12 protein-coding genes and 1 pseudogene are annotated in these 16,923 nt (G+C 40.9%); 6 read left to right on the plus strand and 7 right to left on the minus strand.

All coding sequences use genetic code 11. The features are described 5' to 3' along the window. The first annotated feature begins 460 nt into the window (after window positions 1-460). Window positions 461-1,843 (plus strand): hypothetical protein, encoded by a 1,383-nt coding sequence (locus tag AC3WTL_RS06625; protein ID WP_197246199.1) that lies wholly within the window; start codon window positions 461-463, stop codon window positions 1,841-1,843. A gap of 19 nt (window positions 1,844-1,862) precedes the next feature. Here AC3WTL_RS06625 and AC3WTL_RS06630 read toward each other — a convergent pair whose 3' ends face one another. Both AC3WTL_RS06630 and AC3WTL_RS06635 read right to left on the minus strand, forming a co-directional pair. Next, complete coding sequence (locus AC3WTL_RS06630) at window positions 1,863-2,543, minus strand: NAD(P)-binding domain-containing protein (RefSeq protein WP_197246201.1); 681 nt, start codon at window positions 2,541-2,543, stop codon at window positions 1,863-1,865. A gap of 91 nt (window positions 2,544-2,634) precedes the next feature. Further along, window positions 2,635-4,080, minus strand: coding sequence for a hypothetical protein (locus AC3WTL_RS06635; RefSeq protein WP_197246203.1), 1,446 nt, complete (start codon window positions 4,078-4,080; stop codon window positions 2,635-2,637). 529 nt (window positions 4,081-4,609) lie between these two features. Here AC3WTL_RS06635 and nadX point away from each other — a divergent pair. Then, window positions 4,610-5,416 (plus strand): aspartate dehydrogenase, encoded by an 807-nt coding sequence (nadX, locus tag AC3WTL_RS06640; RefSeq protein ID WP_197246205.1) that lies wholly within the window; start codon window positions 4,610-4,612, stop codon window positions 5,414-5,416. A 30-nt stretch (window positions 5,417-5,446) separates the two neighbouring features. On the opposite strand, the gene AC3WTL_RS06645 is transcribed toward nadX, so the two are convergent. Continuing rightward, a complete protein-coding gene (locus tag AC3WTL_RS06645; protein WP_163141433.1) occupies window positions 5,447-6,121 on the minus strand; it encodes a GntR family transcriptional regulator in 675 nt (224 codons plus the stop codon). A 105-nt stretch (window positions 6,122-6,226) separates the two neighbouring features. After that, entirely contained in the window at window positions 6,227-6,847 is a 621-nt protein-coding gene (yyaC, locus tag AC3WTL_RS06650) for a spore protease YyaC (protein ID WP_197246207.1), read from the minus strand. 286 nt (window positions 6,848-7,133) lie between these two features. Between yyaC and AC3WTL_RS06655 the strand changes: the two genes are divergently transcribed. After that, entirely contained in the window at window positions 7,134-7,286 is a 153-nt protein-coding gene (locus AC3WTL_RS06655) for a hypothetical protein (RefSeq protein ID WP_197246208.1), read from the plus strand. A 35-nt stretch (window positions 7,287-7,321) separates the two neighbouring features. Here the strand turns inward: AC3WTL_RS06655 and AC3WTL_RS06660 are convergent, their stop codons facing one another. Then, complete coding sequence (locus AC3WTL_RS06660) at window positions 7,322-8,446, minus strand: M14 family zinc carboxypeptidase (RefSeq protein WP_222496860.1); 1,125 nt, start codon at window positions 8,444-8,446, stop codon at window positions 7,322-7,324. A gap of 352 nt (window positions 8,447-8,798) precedes the next feature. Here AC3WTL_RS06660 and AC3WTL_RS06665 point away from each other — a divergent pair, with 352 nt between their 5' ends. From AC3WTL_RS06665 to AC3WTL_RS06675, 3 genes are read left to right on the plus strand one after another with little or no spacing between them, the layout of a single operon-like run. Next, window positions 8,799-9,704, plus strand: coding sequence for a DMT family transporter (locus AC3WTL_RS06665; RefSeq protein ID WP_197246431.1), 906 nt, complete (start codon window positions 8,799-8,801; stop codon window positions 9,702-9,704). Window positions 9,705-9,752: 48 nt separating this feature from the next. Continuing rightward, window positions 9,753-9,998 carry a hypothetical protein gene (locus AC3WTL_RS06670; RefSeq protein ID WP_346769623.1) on the plus strand — a complete coding sequence of 82 codons (246 nt, stop codon included), beginning with the start codon at window positions 9,753-9,755 and terminating at the stop codon, window positions 9,996-9,998. Next, on the plus strand, window positions 9,989-10,687 hold the full coding sequence (locus tag AC3WTL_RS06675; RefSeq protein WP_346769624.1) for an acetamidase/formamidase family protein: 699 nt from the start codon (window positions 9,989-9,991) through the stop codon (window positions 10,685-10,687). Before AC3WTL_RS06670 ends, AC3WTL_RS06675 begins: the two co-directional genes overlap by 10 nt. 52 nt (window positions 10,688-10,739) lie before the next feature. Here the strand turns inward: AC3WTL_RS06675 and AC3WTL_RS06680 are convergent, their stop codons facing one another. Together AC3WTL_RS06680 and AC3WTL_RS06685 are read right to left on the minus strand one after the other, a co-directional pair. Beyond that, window positions 10,740-11,987, minus strand: a complete 1,248-nt coding sequence (locus AC3WTL_RS06680; RefSeq protein WP_492369231.1) for a helix-turn-helix domain-containing protein — start codon at window positions 11,985-11,987, stop codon at window positions 10,740-10,742. 108 nt (window positions 11,988-12,095) lie between these two features. Then, window positions 12,096-16,282: pseudogene (locus AC3WTL_RS06685) on the minus strand (S8 family serine peptidase). Window positions 16,283-16,923: the final 641 nt, after the last annotated feature.

Raw genomic sequence — 16,923 nt, forward strand, 5'->3', positions numbered from 1 at the left:
CGGGCAGTTTGACCCCCACTTATCCTCCCTTGATTCATCTGAGTCTTGATGTGGGGGTCTTACTGGCCGTTAGTCTGCGATAAAAACTTCTTAAAACCCGGGAGAAGCCGCTCTTCTTCCGGGTTTGCTGTTCACAAATAATAATTTTATAAAAGAAAAAACCGCCAAAGGATGGCGGCATAACTAGAATTTTAATGTTCTTCTTAAACGGGCTAATTTTCTTTCAGTTTTCTCAATTGCATATTTGGATCCAAAAAGAAAATGGAACATCGGGGCAGCCTCCTTTTTTTCTCTTACCTGTTATCATTATTATAAGATGAATTTTTAAGATTTACAATACAATTGTATACCAAATACCAAAATATAAGAATATTTGTGACTGATTTTTGAACAATTATATAAAAATTGGGATTTTGGTATACAATTTATGTTGAAATTCAATTAAATGAGGGTGGCTGATATGCTAAGAGTTTTATTTTTGACAGTGATTGCTTTATATTTGCTGTCCACCTTGCTTCCGCAGTGGAATATTGATTCTCTCCTTTCTATCTTGTGTTTTTTCATCGTCGTTTTGACATTCCGGCTTACGAAGAAATTTGTACAGATTCTCGGGGGCGTTTTCCTGACTTTTGGTGCATTCCTGCTATGGACAAGCAGCTCTGAGTGGCAGCAGTATATTTTTGCTTTTGGACCAATGCTTGATTTGCTTACCATGTTTACTTTAATACCCATTTTGGGGATTCCTGTTAAACTGGGACGATACGGGGAAGGCATCCAGGCCATCATTCAAAAACGTGTAAAAACATCTGGTCATTTGTATATGATGACTTCTGGAATCTCTTACTTCTTCAGCATTTTCATGAATCTTGCCACCCTGCCCATGACTTATTATTCTATCAGGCCGGCTCTGGGGAGCTTTCCGGTAAGGAATAAAGAGCGGTTCATGAGCAGGGCTATTTCCAGAGGGTTTGCAATGCCTTTAATTTGGGCGCCTGTAACGCCTATTGTGGGGATTGTGATAACGATGACGGGGGTCAGCTGGGGATCCATCCTCCCTTATGTCATTCCGCTGAGCATATTAGGATTAGCAATGGATTGGTTTATTGGATCCCGTCAGTCCCAGCCAATGAAACTCCCTCACTCTGCAGATGAATCTGTGCATGAAACAGCTGCAGCCCTGGAAGTGACCAATGACAGTCGTCCGGGCAGAGTTTTTCAGATCCTGGTGGCAATCGCAATATTTAATGTCCTCGTATCCTTTGCAGAGACACAAGTTTCGTTGCCATTCTTAATTCTTGTATCGCTGATCGTCATTCCATTTGCTTTCAGCTGGTCCCTTTTTTTACGTAAAGGAAAAGAATTTGGCCATCAGCTGTCTGACCATTTCAATTCCTTCGCGATGAGCATGAAGGATCAATTTTTTATCTTTTTATCAACAGGCTTTTTTATCTCAGCGATTAATATTTCGAAGGCAAATGAAATCCTTTTTGACTGGATTGCAGCTTTTATAAGTGTGGCAGGAGTCGAGATATTCCTGATCATACTTCCTTTGATTCCTTTAGGGCTGGCCTTTCTGGGCCTCCATCCAGCCGTTTCCCTGGCTTTGATGATTGAAGGAGTAAACCCGGAAGCCATCGGTATTTCTCCTCATATTCTGACAGTCGCAATGCTGTCCGGCGCAGTTTCCGCCTTCTTAGTAGGCCCATATAATGCCACTCTTGGTCTCATGTCTAACATTATCAAAGTCGATTCTTATAAAGTTTCGAGCTGGAATCTTCCCTTTGCGGCAGTTTATGTTGCCTGCGTAATGTTCTATTTGTTTATGCTGGAAAGATTGCTCTAATAGGAAAAGCTGCTGAAAATTAATCAGCAGCTTTTTTATTAGATTCCTGTATTTCCTTCACAATTTCTTTTGCAAAATGCCCCAAAGTACCTTCGCTGTAAGAGCGTATGACTTCCGGTGCAAGGGAAGTAAGACCTCTTTTAATATAAGCTGGGTCGTATCCTTTGCCTGTCAAATCATTCTCAATTTCAACAGCCGTTTTCACAGCATAATAGGTTGCCAGTTTATTTATTTCTGCTACTCTCTCTTCGCTGTCTTTTATGATTTCCCCCACTGGTCTAAACAGGTCCTGTATGGGAGCAGGGAGTTGGTCCTCAGTAATAAATAATCCCTTTCCATTCTCCATTAAGTCTCTTGAATGCCCCATGTATTTCAACCCACACACCTTACAGGAAGGGAACCTTTCTTTAATCTTTTTCGTTGGAAGAGCGGTCGCCATATTAATGAAGACAATCGAAGAATTCTCTGGAATTATGCTATCCATAAAAGAAATCACTTTTCCAGCCGGCAATGCGAGCAGGATAATATCCATATGTCTCATTTCGTTATCAGTTAAAGGATGTGCGTTAGGATACCTTTCAGCAAATTGTTCTGCCTTTGAGCTGTCAGGATGAAAAATACCAATTGGAAGATTTGATTTATTCCAGTGAGTCATCATCGCTGAACCTAATTTCCCTATACCTGCTAATCCAATTTTCAAATCCTCACTCCTCTCTTATAAAAAAGACTATCCCCTAAGTTAGTTTATTCTAACTTTGCAGGATAGCCTTCTTTATTTCAAGCTTACTATTTTACCAGATTAATATGGCAATTAAGGTTGCGATAAATAAACTGGCGACGACTGGAATAAAGTTTTTTCTGGCCAGCTCCAGCGGTGAAATCTGCAGGAATCCTGCTACTGCAACAAGCGAAGACCAGGCAACAATTGTTCCTCCACCCCAGATGGCACCCATTTGCCCGATGGCTGCTAATGTGGAAGGATCAATATGGCTTCCACTTGCTAATGCACCTGATAAGGCACCTGTTAACGGCAGCCCGGAAAAACCGGAGCCATCTAAGCCGGTGATCAGACCGACAATTAAGAGGCCAAATCCTGCAATAAACGCATTTTCAGGAATATAAGCCTGGCCTGCCTGTATCATATCAAATAAAAAAGCAGGTTTGGCAGCGCTTTCATCTAAAGATAAAATGGTGCCGGTAAAGTCCGAGCTTCCCATAAAGAAGAATCCTGCTATTGGAATTACCGGAGCCATCGCCCTGAAGGCAAACACGAAGCCTTCCGTTAAATGCTCGCTTATCTTATCTAATGCATGGATGCGATTAAATGCCACAGTGGCAAGCACCAATAAAAGAGTCGCAACACCGCCAATAAAAGCAGCTCCATCTGTTCCTTCAAAACCCGACCCACCTGTTAATTTGGTTGAGAACATATAAATCATTACACCCAGCATCGATAAAGGCACTAATACAGCAAAAACCTTGCCCCATGTATTTTTTCTCTGAATGATTTCAGCACTTTCTTCAGCCGTAGCAGCAAGCTCATTCGCTACACCAAAAAAGGCAGCATCTTCAGGGTTTAACGAGGAGTCATGTTTCCCATTTTTCACGATTGATTTTCTATGCGCCACATAAACGTAGGTCAATGCAAGTACACCTGTAATGACGGAAAGAACCAGTGTCTTATCCGCAACCAGGGCCTTATCAATTCCAGCTGCCTTGGCACTGAGCATCGGTGCTACCTGCATGATATAGTCAGAGGAAAGCGCCATACCCTGACCGGCAATGACAATAACCATGGCTGCTGTCATTACAGGCAGCCCAGCTCTGACTGCTGCGGGTACAAGCAGGGCACAGATAAGCGGAACAGCAGGTGTTGGCCAGAAAAAGAGAGAAATCACATACGTTGTTACCATTAAAACTAAATAAGAAATATGCCCATTCACCATAACCTTCTCAATCGGACCAATAAGCCTTTTGTCAGCTCCCAAATCCTTCAGTGAATTGAGTAGCGCGATCATGAGAGAAATGATTAAGAATATACTGAATAACTCTTTTGCTGCGAGGAGATTAGCGTTAAATACAGCCTGAAAGCCAGCGATCAGGCTGCCTTTATAAATGACTGCCACAAAGAAAGTTCCGATGATAACCGGCAAGACAACGCCTCTTCTAAAAAGCATCGTGGCGATGACAGACACAGTAACAATTGCATATACCCAATGAGCAAATGTTAACTCCATATATTCCCCTCCGTTTTTCGTTTTAAATAATAACCCCTATAAAATATTGCAAAAGACAGATTGCAAGGTTTTCTGTTTTTCTATGGCTGACTATGTAATACCCCGGCATTTTGCTTCACTAGAAGGACTTGTAACTTTTCCCAAAAAGAATACAGCATTTGGTAGATTGTATACCAAAATCACCAAAAAACAAAAAAGCGCTATCATGGATGACTTGGTTATCTGCTGGTGCACCGCTCTTTTCATGCTATACCAATCTCTTATGCTCTTTAGATGTGCAAACATCGTCAAGACCTTGAGACCACTACCACCTCCTCTTTACACTATTTTAAACTTGTATACTATAATAACACTAAAAATAACTATTGTGCAAATAATTTTGAAAATTTAGATGTTTTAATATTTTCTATAAAATCTATTGCTCTCTTAATGGTTTTAAGTTAAAATCTAGAATAAAATTGCACAAAGTATATCGTATACCAAATTTATACAGTTTTTTTAAGGGTGATCCCGAGAAGGAGTGATAAATATGTTTAAAGCTGGAATTATCGGCTATGGAACGCTGGGGAAAACCATAGCGGAATTAATAGAAGACGGCCATGCCGGAAACGTGGAGTTAAAGTCTGTGCTGGTTAGAAGTACTAAAAATTCAGAGCATGCTGATAAACAAGCATTTACCCTTACATCAGATGAAGACGAATTTTTTAATGGAGATTTAGATATTATCATAGAATCAGCAGGTCATCAGGCATTGCATATGTTCGGGGAGAAGGTGCTGGCAAATGGAAGCCATCTTGTGGTGCTTTCTGTTGGAGCATTAGGAGACACCGGTTTTTATGAAAAACTGCAGGCTGGGGCCAAGCAGCATGACCGGCAGATCTTTGTTCCCTCTGCAGCTATAGCCGGCCTGGACCGGATTGCAGCGGGAGCATTGGGTGAGATTGAAGATATTACCTTAATTACAAGAAAGCATCCGCGCAGCTGGAAAGGCACGATTGCGGAAGAAAAAGTGGATCTGAATATGCTGACTGAGCCATTTTGTATTTATGAAGGGAATGCACGGGAGTCATCCAGGCTGTTTCCGCAGAGCGTGAATGTTTCAGCAGCCCTTAGCCTTGCAGGGATTGGCTTTGAAAATACAAAGGTGAAGGTGTATGCCGATCCGACTATCCAATCAAACACACATACCATCAAGGCTAAGGGTTATTTTGGCGAAGTAGAGATATCCGTTTCGAATGTTCCTTATGAGGAAAATCCAAAATCCAGTCCAATTGTCGCCATGAGTGTGGCTAAGGTTTTAAAAAATCTAACTTCGCCATTCGTGATTGGAATTTAATAAAAATTAAGAAAGAGCTGAGGCTCTTTCTTAATTTTTGTCTTCATTCTGCTGAACCGCTTCAATATATGCTTTTTTTGAATTCTCAATATGTATTTTGGTCAGATACTCAGCCATTTCCATCTCTTTATTAACGATGGCTTCCATGATTTTTAAATGCTCCTCCATGGACTGCTTTGCCCTGCCGGGATTTTTATGCCCGATTTTGGCAAATGCTCGAATGTAATCGGACAATCCGCTCAGCATCTCATAAAGCTTCACATTTTTGGCGGAGCTATATAGGAGATGATTGAGCTCCCTATGTAATTCAGCAGCATCCTCTTCAGGATTGTTCAGAAATTCCTGTACCTTCTTTATGCTGCCTGTGAACTTGTTTTTCATTTCATCATCCAGCTTTTGGACGGCCAATTTTGCTGCCAATACTTCAAGTGATGATAAAATGGTAAACACTTCAATAATTTCCTTTTCAGAAATATCGGCAACGATTACGCCTTTTCTTGGAACTGTCTTTACAAACCCTTGTGATTCCAGGCGGAACAGCGCTTCGCGAATTGGCGTCCTGCTGATATTTAACCGTTCAGCAAGTTCCCGTTCCACCAGCCGGTCTCCCGCTTTGAATTCCCCGTCTAAAATAAGATCCTTAATATGCAGATAAACTCTCTCACGTATCGAGATAAGATTATCTTCCGTCCAATTGTTAACCATCCCTTTCCCTCTTTCTCTCTTTAGTAACCTTACTGCCCATTATAACTTACCTGTCAGGGTAACAGCAATTTTTTGGCTGATTTACCAGGAGTTCTTATACAATGTTTACGGCACATTTATTTGTTCTATCTCCCCTCTGGAAGTCCGATCATTAGCCGCTACCCGTGAAATAATTTCCGCAATGATCTCAGCCAGTTTTAAAACCATATATAATCTCGTGCTATTTAAGGAGTGTACAGGTGTTAATGGATCCAGAGTATTTACAATGGCCTTAAGATGATAGTCACCCACACTCGGCAGAACCCGATTTACTGCATTCCCCGGAATAAACGACCCTTCTCTTATTAAAATATAGCCGATTTGCCGTTCGTCCCCGAGGCAGGCGTCTATGCCAAATATAAAAGGTTCATGATGCGTGTCCTTAATTTCTTTAAGAACCGTTTTGATATTTAATGCGTGAACCGGATCCTTAAGAGTCCCATATACCGGATACGGAATGTTCTTTTCTTTAAGGATCTTTCCTGTCAAGGGTCCAAGAGAGTCTCCTGTTGACCGGTCCGACCCGATGCACAAAATAACAATTTCCCTTGATGTGCTGTAAAAGATCTGTTCCAGCTTCGATACCATCTTTTCAATTTCCGCTTCTTCCGTTGTTTCATTGATGGAAATGTAACTAGCTGCATTGATGACATTTTTCTTCGATTTGTTGGATGAAAAAGGCCACATTTTGGTCCCCCCTTCCCGGTAAAAGGTTATATATTCCGAATCAGCATTAAATAAACACTAAAATGACAATCGTTCTTAGTTTATATAATGAAAGAAGCAATTGTAAATTTTTTAGCCGGTATAATATGTAATACCCTGACTTTCAGTGACATATCCTCGGACTTTTTTTATATCTTTTTTTAATCATAACCGAAGCCCAAGCTGAAGTTCATCACCTTTATAAATCCGTTTGAAGAATATTTTAGATACTTAAACAAAACATACTTTTTAAGGAGATGAGATTAAAATGAAAAAGGATAAAATTAATGAAGGAATTGATAATCAAAATGGTTCTTCCAAGGATATAATGATGCATCGGGTTAATCAAGTTTTTGACAAAATGGTTGAAGATGTAAGAGGGATGGTTGGTGAGAACAATAGCAGAAAGTATAAACGATAAAAGAAGCTGGCACCATGACCAGCTTCTCCATTTTTTTAAAACCCTGAAGATTCCACAGGTACTATCCCATTATAATCTGTCCAATAGCCTGCTAAAGGATAAGCTGGGATCTCATTCCATTTTGCAGGATCCACTTTATTTACCTCTCCTGTGACATAGCCATAAACTAAGGATTTTAAAGCTAAATAGTTTTGTTTTGTTAGATATCCGTTTGATTTCTGCCCTAGGCTGCCATCGCTTGAATTGCCTTTTGTTTCAAAAAATATAGCCGGATGGCTGTGTTTGTCAGGATTCAAGTCGTTATAGTTCAATCCCATCATCATGGCCGATACAACTCCGCCTTTAATGTCGATGTCATAGCCAACTTGATTCTCACTATCAACAATTTGGTAACGGTCAATATGCGTGTAGCCGTATCCTTTCATTTCATCATACACATATGCCATCATCTGTTTAGTAATATCATTGTACTTTGTTTCATTTGGCAATGTTGGCCCGTCTGGTGCTAAAGATATTCCTAAGGAGAATGATGTCGCTTCATTTGTTCCATATATTTTCTTTAAACCTTGATGATGCAAATCAATCGCAAAATCCGGCTTCAATTCTGCCCAATAAGAATAGACAACTTTTGATTCCTTGGCTTTAAAGCCTCCCTCTACCCAATCGCGATTTAGGTCCAGAGACTGGCCCGTTTCCATAATTTTAGTTCCGCGGGTATTCATCTCTGCACCATCAGGATTGTACATCGGAATGAAGTATAGTGTGGACTCTTCCAGGACGGTCTGTACGTCTTTGGAATTGCTGCTCGCATAATTTTTTAACAGCTGAAGCGCTGCCTCTGTAACCAGTTTTTCATTTCCATGGATTTGAGCCTGAATCCAGATTTTCTTTTCTCCAGTCCCAACCTTGGCAGCATAAATGCTTCTGCCCTGCTCCGATTTTCCAAAGCGATCAAGTGTAAAGACTTCAACCTTCCCTTTGCTTGTCTGTTCGATACTGTTAAGCTCTTTCACCACATCTTCATAGGAAAGCATGCTGTTAATGTTCGTGTTTCCATTAGTTGATGGCCCTCCTGGTACTGTTGCCGCAAAGGAAAGCGATGAGAACAGCAAAATAAAAAATGCTGTCAGTAAGCTTATTTTCCCTGCTCCTTTTTTCATATGTATTCACTCCTTCTTCGCCCCTTTCTTCGGGACTCTAAAGAAAGAATAAGGGATGGGCTTATCCTTGGATAGAGAAAAAAGAATGAATTTTCCAGCAATTTTAAATACAGTTTTTCAATGTTTAGCAGAGTGATTGAGAAAAAAGAACTGTTTTATTCTTTAAATCGATAAAGTGAGACAAAAACCAACATACTCTACCCATCCTTTTATCCCATAACTGGATTTGAAGTTCATGTAATAAAAAAATAACTATTTCGACTTTCGAAAAAGGTGTTATAATACTATTTATAAAATTTTACAGAAATGAAGGCGAGTTCGTTTGAAAAAGAGATTATGGCTTATTTATGGAATGCTGACTTTGGCTACTGCAACATGGGGCAGCGCATTTATTGCCGGCAAGTTTGCTGTTCAAAGCTTTGAACCTGCAACCGTTGCATTTTTGCGTTTTTTGGGAGCTGCCATCCTGCTTTTTCCGCTCATGTGGATTATGGAGAAAGACCGGAAACGACCAAATTTAAAAGATCATGGACTGTTTGCTCTCTTGGGCCTGACAGGAATTGCGCTGTATAATATTTGTTTCTTTCTGGCCACAAAGCACGCACCTGTGATTAAAAGCTCATTATTTATTGCATCAAATCCGGTTCTTATCGTCCTTTTATCTGGACTATTTCTTAAAGAAAAAATTACGAAAAATCATATCATTGGAATGGCCGTTGCTTTGACAGGTGTAGTGTTTATTATTACAGATGGCCATTTGCTCACTCTTTTCCAATATGGCTTTGAACCAATTGACTTTGTACTGCTGGGGGCTGTCGTCAGCTGGGCCATCTATAGTGTTGTGGGGAAAGTAGTCCTGAAGAAGTTCAGTTCAGTAGAATCCACCACATATGCAGTTGCCTATGGAACCTTATTTCTTTTGCCATTTGCTTCAGCAGAAACAACGTGGATGGATCTTCAGCAAGCCAGCTTTACGACTTGGGCTGCTATCGCACATATGAGTATCTTTGTTACGGTGGTTTCGTTTGTCATGTATTATAACGGAATTAAAGAGGTCGGAGCGGCCAAGGCTTCCATTTTTATAAATGTGATGCCTGTGTCTGCTGTTATCATGGCTACAGTATTTTTGGATGAAACGTTCACCATTGCGCATGGAATAGGCGCAGCCTTTGTTCTTACGGGAGTATATATAGGAACAAACGCGAAGATGTTCCGAAGAAAGATGAATAAACAAACCATGAAGAATAAAACTGCCTAGTAATTTATAAGATCTTAAATTTCTTAATCCTGCAAGGAGAAACAATTTATGATTCATACACTTACAATAAAGGACGAAAATCTCCACGGTTCTTTCAGCAATGAATATAAACCTGCTCTAACCATTCATTCCGGTGATTCCATTCGCCTGCAAACGCCTGATATCCAATGGGGGTACTCAAGCTCAAAGGATATGAAAGAACCACTTTTAATTCCAAAGAGAATGAGGAGAAGCCAGGTCATCCAATGGTGGGCCCCATTAAGATTCATGGAGCAGAGCCAGGGATGGTTTTAGAAGTAAAAATCAATGATCTTGTACCCGGCTGGTATGGCAGAAACTGGGCAGGAGGCAATAAAAGCTGGCAAAATGATCAGTTGGGATTAACAGGAACAGAACGCATTCAGCTTGATTGGGAACTGTCTCCCGCAAAAATGACGGGCACCTGCCAGATTGGAGGGCGTCCATTTCATGTGGCGCTTAATCCATTCATAGGATTAATGGGAGTTGCACCTGCAGAACCAGGTGTGCATTCCACCTCTCCTCCCCGTTATTGCGGCGGAAACATAGATTGCAAGGAGCTTGGCAGAGGAAGCACTTTGTTTTTGCCGATTTCTGTGGAAGGTGCGCTTTTTTCAATTGGTGACGGCCATGCAGCCCAGGGAGATGGAGAAGTATCTGGAACAGCAATTGAATGCCCTATGGATCTGGTTGATATTACCTTAACGGTTAGAGATGATATAAAGCTTTCCATGCCGAGAGCCAAAACACCGGCTGGGTGGATTGCATTTGGCTTTAATGAAGATTTAAATTTAGCAGCGGCGGAAGCTTTGAAGGGAATAGTAGAATGGATCCAGGAGATGTATAAACTAGGAAAAGCGGAAGCATTAGCTTTATCAAGCGCCGTAATCGATCTAAGAGTTACCCAGATAGTCAACGGGGTAAAGGGAGTCCATGCTATCCTTCCGCATGGGGCAATCAGATAAAATCGAATCAAAAGGCTTGTTCCCGAATTGCGGTGAACAAGCCTTTTATTATCTACTCATGATCATAATAGCTTTTTTGTTTTTGTATAAACGAACTGGCGAGTTCGATTGCTTTTTGGGCATCGCCTTTTTCTGAGTAAAAGTTGAAAAGCTTTTTCTCATAATGGTCGATTAAAATGCCGTAGCCAATTTTTTTAAAGTATGGCAATGCTGTTTCTTCAATAAGTTGGTAGTAATGCTGTTCTTCATTTTTCAATAGATGAAGATGGAGCTGAAAATAAATCCAGGTATATGAATCAGCAGCTTTTGCCCTCTCCATGCCTTCTTCAGCTAATTTTATTAACTTATTTCGGGACTTGAGTTTCCCTTTATGACAGGTATGGATATAACCATCTAAAGCAGTCAGATAGTGAGGGGAGTTTTCATCGGTAAGCTTTAGTGCTTTTTCGTAAAGGCCGGCTGATTCCCGATACTTCTTTCGGCGAAAATATTCAAATGCCAGATTATGATAAAGCTTGGATTTCCGGTCACCTGAATTACACGCATCACAAAGCTTAATTAACTGTTCATATTTTTCTTTTGTTTCATTAAAATCATGAAGTTCCTTGGCATTTAGCTGAACAATCAGTAGCATTTCTGTGTCGATAATGCGGAGAATGTTTAAGGTTCTTTGAAAATATTGAAGAGCCTTTTTGCCATAATAATAGGCTGTGATATTTGAGTGAATGGAATGGTAAGCAATTGCTAAATGGTAATAGTATTCTTCATAGTTATACTGATCTCTGTCAATGGAAGCTAAACAGCTGATACAGTCACGGTATTGACCTGTAAGAAAATAATAGATACCCTGGATGTGCTTTAACAGATTCGCATCATGAGGTGAAAAGGCAGCGGAAGTTTTATTAAATTCTGATATCAACTTTGATGCTGACTCCAAATCACTTACAGATAAATAGTACCTGGCTGACAGCAGGCCATATAGAGTCTGAAAATCAGGCATATGAATCAGTTTTTCAACCTGCACTTCCTCTTTTATCTGTTCAGATTCCTGTATTCGCTGCATGATCATGCTTTCATGCCATTCATTCAGCCTCTTTGCAAGCTGATGATATCGAAGAATTTCCTCTTCGTGATTAATGCCGAGCCTCCTGGCCAGAAGATTTGTTATTTCTCCGGAGTATTCGGTAATTCCGCGTTCAATTTTACTCAAATGGGTTACAGAACAAATCCCTTCCCCCAGCTGACCCTGAGTTAGACCTTCTCTTTCCCTGTAAAACTTAATTATTTTCCCAATGATCATGCTGCACCTCAGTATAAAGTTTCTATTATTATAGTGAAATTGCCGGGCATTTTCTATAGGATAATAGAAATAAGCAGGAGAACCTGTCTCCCGCCTTCTGCTTAAATCTTATTTTTCTTTTGGCTCTAATCCAATCAATTTTAAGAAATCCGCAAGACCTTTTTTCCCAATTGTTTCTTTCGGCTGATTACCATTTCCTGCTAACGGGCCCTTCTTAAAGAAATTCTTTTCAATCCATCTGACATCTGTTTCATCAATCACCCCATCCTGGTTAATATCGAGATGCGGATTTTCAGGGGCTTTCTTGCCATAATGATCAACAGCTTCTTTCAGATCCCGAATATCAACAATCTGATCCTGGGTAACATCCCCTGCAACGTTATCTTCAGGATTAATTCTTACATACAGGCCTTGCTGCTCTCCCTCTTTTTCGATGCTTGCCATTACATTCTTATATTCAGCCATATGGCCAGGAACCTCTACATAGACCGTATAGGCTTTTTTATCTGCTGGCACAATGACCTCAAACAGCCCCCTGCTGTCCATTGATCCTTCATAGGTTTTTCCATCTGCATCTTTAGCGTAAACCTTTGTCTTAAGCTTAGTAAAATCATATTTGCTGTCAATCCAGCCTCCGGAATTCAAGAAAGCTTCTGGTGCTATATTGCCTGAAATACGTGAGTGTGATGAGACAAACTCAAAATGGTTTAAGCTGTAAGCCGGAATGGTTAGGGCTTCTGACTGATCTTGCTTCCGATAAGAAAGCTCCTTTAATCCAAAGGAGGTAAACCTTGTGAAATTAGTGTCGTCCACCATTTTAAAAGTCACATCAAGGAATGGCATATCTCCGCTGATTCCTTCAAAGCCTGCTTTTAAAAGAGATGCTCCGACTTTTACAGTAGATTTTGAGACAACTGGCTCATCTATTTTTATTTCAATTCCATTTTGATCTGCAAATTTCTGAAGCTCTGGATTTACTTTTACTTCCTGCAGCTCAAAGAAATCTAGATGAGGTTGAATCTCATATGAACCTGAGATAAAGTTCTTTACATTATTTAAATCAAGAGTCATGGTAATTTCATCATTCAGCTTCACACTGTTTTTATTAAAACGGCTGGCTGCATGTTCAGTGCCTTCCTTCATAAACACATACCGGGGAGATTTAAACATATTGGCTGCTGTTGCCATATCCCATGGGAATAGCCTTAATTGGTAAGGAGCCGTTTCATATTCTTCCGGAAGCACACCGAACTTCGTTGCGCCATCGTCATCCAGCGGCAGGAATCCGCTGATAAATGGTATTTCACTTTCATAATAAGCAGCTGTATTGGTTTTCTGGGTATAACCCATCCCTTTTGATTGCAATAGGTCAACTGTTTTATCGATCACCTTTCCATGAACCCAGTATGCATGGTGGCCATCTTCAGTTGTTAACATGCTATCATTTATCTCAACCACTCCCGGTTCAATGTCAAGGTCTACTTCCGGAGGAGTATTGTCTACAATACCGACACTTTCATGGTGATAGGTTTTTCCTTCAGCATCACGGCTGATCAGGTCAAGAATATATTCACCCTCCGGCAGTTTTTGAATGTAATCGGCAATCGGCTGCTTCTTATTCCCAGTGAATGGATAAACAAGCCCTCTATGGCCAAAGAAAATGAGATATTCTTTATCAGGCAGGGCTGCTCTGGCATCATAGCTTCCGACAATTCCAACAGCCTTTCCGGTTTTTGCATCCTTTACAACTAAATCGAATGTCTCCATTGGGCTTTTAAACTTAAAGACATAGTGCGTACCAGGCGCATAGTATTGGTGCATTGGTGTATCAGTCGTAATAGACGGCTGAAGCGGTTCTGCAAAATCAATGCCTTTATCAGTCACCCGGATCGCAAATGGAAGTTGATAGCGTTCTTTTGGATTATCCTGATTCACCACATGAATATATCCTTCATAACGCCCGATTTCAGCTGTTTGCGGAATTGTAATCGCTGCTTGTAACTGTTCCGTTTTTCCTGCTTGAATTGTAAACGATTCTGGAAGGTTTACCTTAATATTATTTTTTACTCCATCCTGCACACCGTTCCGTGCTGAATGATATTCCACTGTTACATCATAGGATTGGTCCTGGCTGCCCTTGTTTGTCACTTGAAGTGTACGGCTATCCTTTATATCAGCACTGTCCAAATAGTGGTTTCCATAGCTGATGGAACCCGTAAATCATCAGCCTCCACGTACTCTCCGTTTTCAACATGCTCTGTTTTATCCAGCACCTTAAATGAAACGTTAGAATGAACTGCCTGATAGGCATCCACACGGCCGGCACCAACTTCATACACGGAGTAATCCTTTTTTAAATCATCCGATGTATTCATTAATGCTGTTTTCACATCGAATGGATCAAGATTCGGATTATCCTGAAGCATAAGTGCCGCCACGCCTGCGATATGAGGAGTGGCCATGGACGTACCATTCAGGCGTGCATAGGCAGATGTGTAATCCTGGCCATCTTCTGGATGGTTCATAAACTCCGGATAAGTGGAGAATATGGAGACCCCTGGTGCCACAAGATCCGGTTTTATATCATAGTTGCTGTTGACAGGTCCTCTTGAGCTGAAGTCTGCAAGAGAATCTTCTTCTGTTTTAACCTCAGCGAGCTGATCAAATGTGAGAGATGCTTCAGGATTCCCTTTTAAATAGTCTCCATCTGCTTTCGTAAGCTGGAACGTTGGAATATACTTGGTGTTTTCTCCTATGTAGGCAGGAATTTCCCCTTCAGTGTTATTAAAAATGATGACAGCTGCTGCGCCTGCATTTTTGGCATTTTTCACTTTTTCCTCAAATGTCAGCTCTCCGCGTTCAATTAATGCAATTCTGCCAGCTAACTCTTTCCCTGTAAAATCTCCTGGTTTACCCAATCCAGTAAACACAACAGGATACGATTTGCCTTCCAGAATTTTTAAGTCATCAGAAAAATTCTTGGCAAGTAATTTCATAGATTCAAAAACCTTGTCACCTGCACTGGCTTTAAAAGCAGGTATGGAAATGGCTGCGTCACTCGCACCTACTGTAATCCCAAACGCACTTGTACCTGGAGATCCAAGCGTCTTTTCACTCGGGCCCGCATTTCCGGCTGCCACAACGGAAACAACACCTGAAAGCATCGCGTTATTAATCGTCACTGAGGTAGGGTATAAAGGATCATTTACACTAGCACCAAGAGATAAATTAATTACGTCCATGCCATCCTCAACAGCTTTATCAATGCCTGCCAGCACTCCATCTGTTGTACCTGAACCATACGGACCGAGAACTCTGTAAGCAAATAAATCTGCATCAGGCGCCACTCCTTTAACAGCATAATCAACTGCATTTTCTTTTTGCGCAGCAATTGTGCCGGAGACATGCGTACCATGGGAAGTATAATAAGCAGAACCATTTAGATACTCAGGCCTATTCGCGGCTTTCCATTCATCATAGGTCGCTTCCATTGGATCTGCATCATTATTGATAAAATCCCAGCCTTTCACAGAAGCAGGATCGACCGCCTTAGGATCTTGTCCGATTTCTGCACGGTACCCTTTATAAGAACCAAATAAGTCTGGGTGTGTATAATCAATTCCTGTGTCCAATACTCCAACCTTGATTCCTTTTCCGGTAACCCCTTCATCGTGAAGCTTATCCACTCCGATTTGCGGAATGCTGTCTGCCATCTTCGGCTTCATTTTAGTTTCCTTTGCTGAAGGAAGATCCAGCTGGACCTTGGCATTGCTCCAAATCCGTTTTACTGCGCCTGATTGCAGGAGTTCTTCCACCGCTGTACCCGGCAGTGTCATGGAAACCCCGTTGAATGCATTCTTGTATTCGCGTTTCACTTCAATTTTAGAGGTGTCATACAATGAACTACTTTTCTTAGCCTTCAGCTTGCTGACATGTGCTTTGAATTCACTGTGGGATTTTTCTACTTTTTCTTTAGCTGAAAGAATAGAAAGTTTTTTGCCCTTTAAAGCTTCTCTCTTTACCTCTACCTTTGCAGGAGCCTGGTTAAATTCCACAATGACTTCGACCAGGTCAGGAGTGGTTGTATTTACTTCAGGGGAAATAACAAATCCAGGTCCTATCTCAAGCTGTTCTAAAGCATCCCTTTGTTCTTTCGAGAGGGCACTTAAGATTTTCTCCGCTTCGTCCACCGTGATCTCCGGCTTCTGTGCAAGGACATTAAATGGAATGGAAGCAGTGAATAATAAACTTGCAGCCAGAGCCCCTTTTAATAGATTTTTATTGCGAGACTTCATATTTTTCCTCCTGTTCTTTAATTGATAGAAAAGTAAGAATACTTACTATATTCATCTTAAAGGGGAGAGATGTGAGCAGTAAATTGGGGTAATAAAAGAGGTACATTACTACTAAATTTAATATTCTCAGCTGGGATTTATCTTGAAAATAGGATGAAATGCATCTTGATCACCGGGAGAAAAATTAAAATATGGAAGAACCGGGCATTGATTACCCCAAATTGGGCATTGGTGGCCAGTTTGGGGGATAACTTTGATTCCTGTGCTATGACGAGTGTTTTCTTTTCCTTGCTACTTTTTTTAATCATGAACACTCTATGCAACTTTTTTCCTTTCCTCCCTTCGTATTCATGAAAACTTTATGACGAACGTTTTCTTTTCCTCGCTTGAATTTTCTTCGTCATGAGCGCTCCATGACGACCGTTTTCCTTTCCTCGCCTTACTTTTCGTCGTCATAATTTCTCTATGGCGACCATTTTCTTTTTCCCGCTTCCGCTTTCGTCTTCATGAAAGCTCCATGACGACCGTTTTCTTTTCCTCCCTTCCATTTTCGTCTTCATGAACGCTCCATGACGACCGTTTTCTTTTCCTCCCTTCCATTTTCGTCTTCATGAATGCTTCATGACGACCATTTTCTTTTC

Source organism: Cytobacillus sp. EB106-05-05-XG126 (assembly GCF_058791715.1).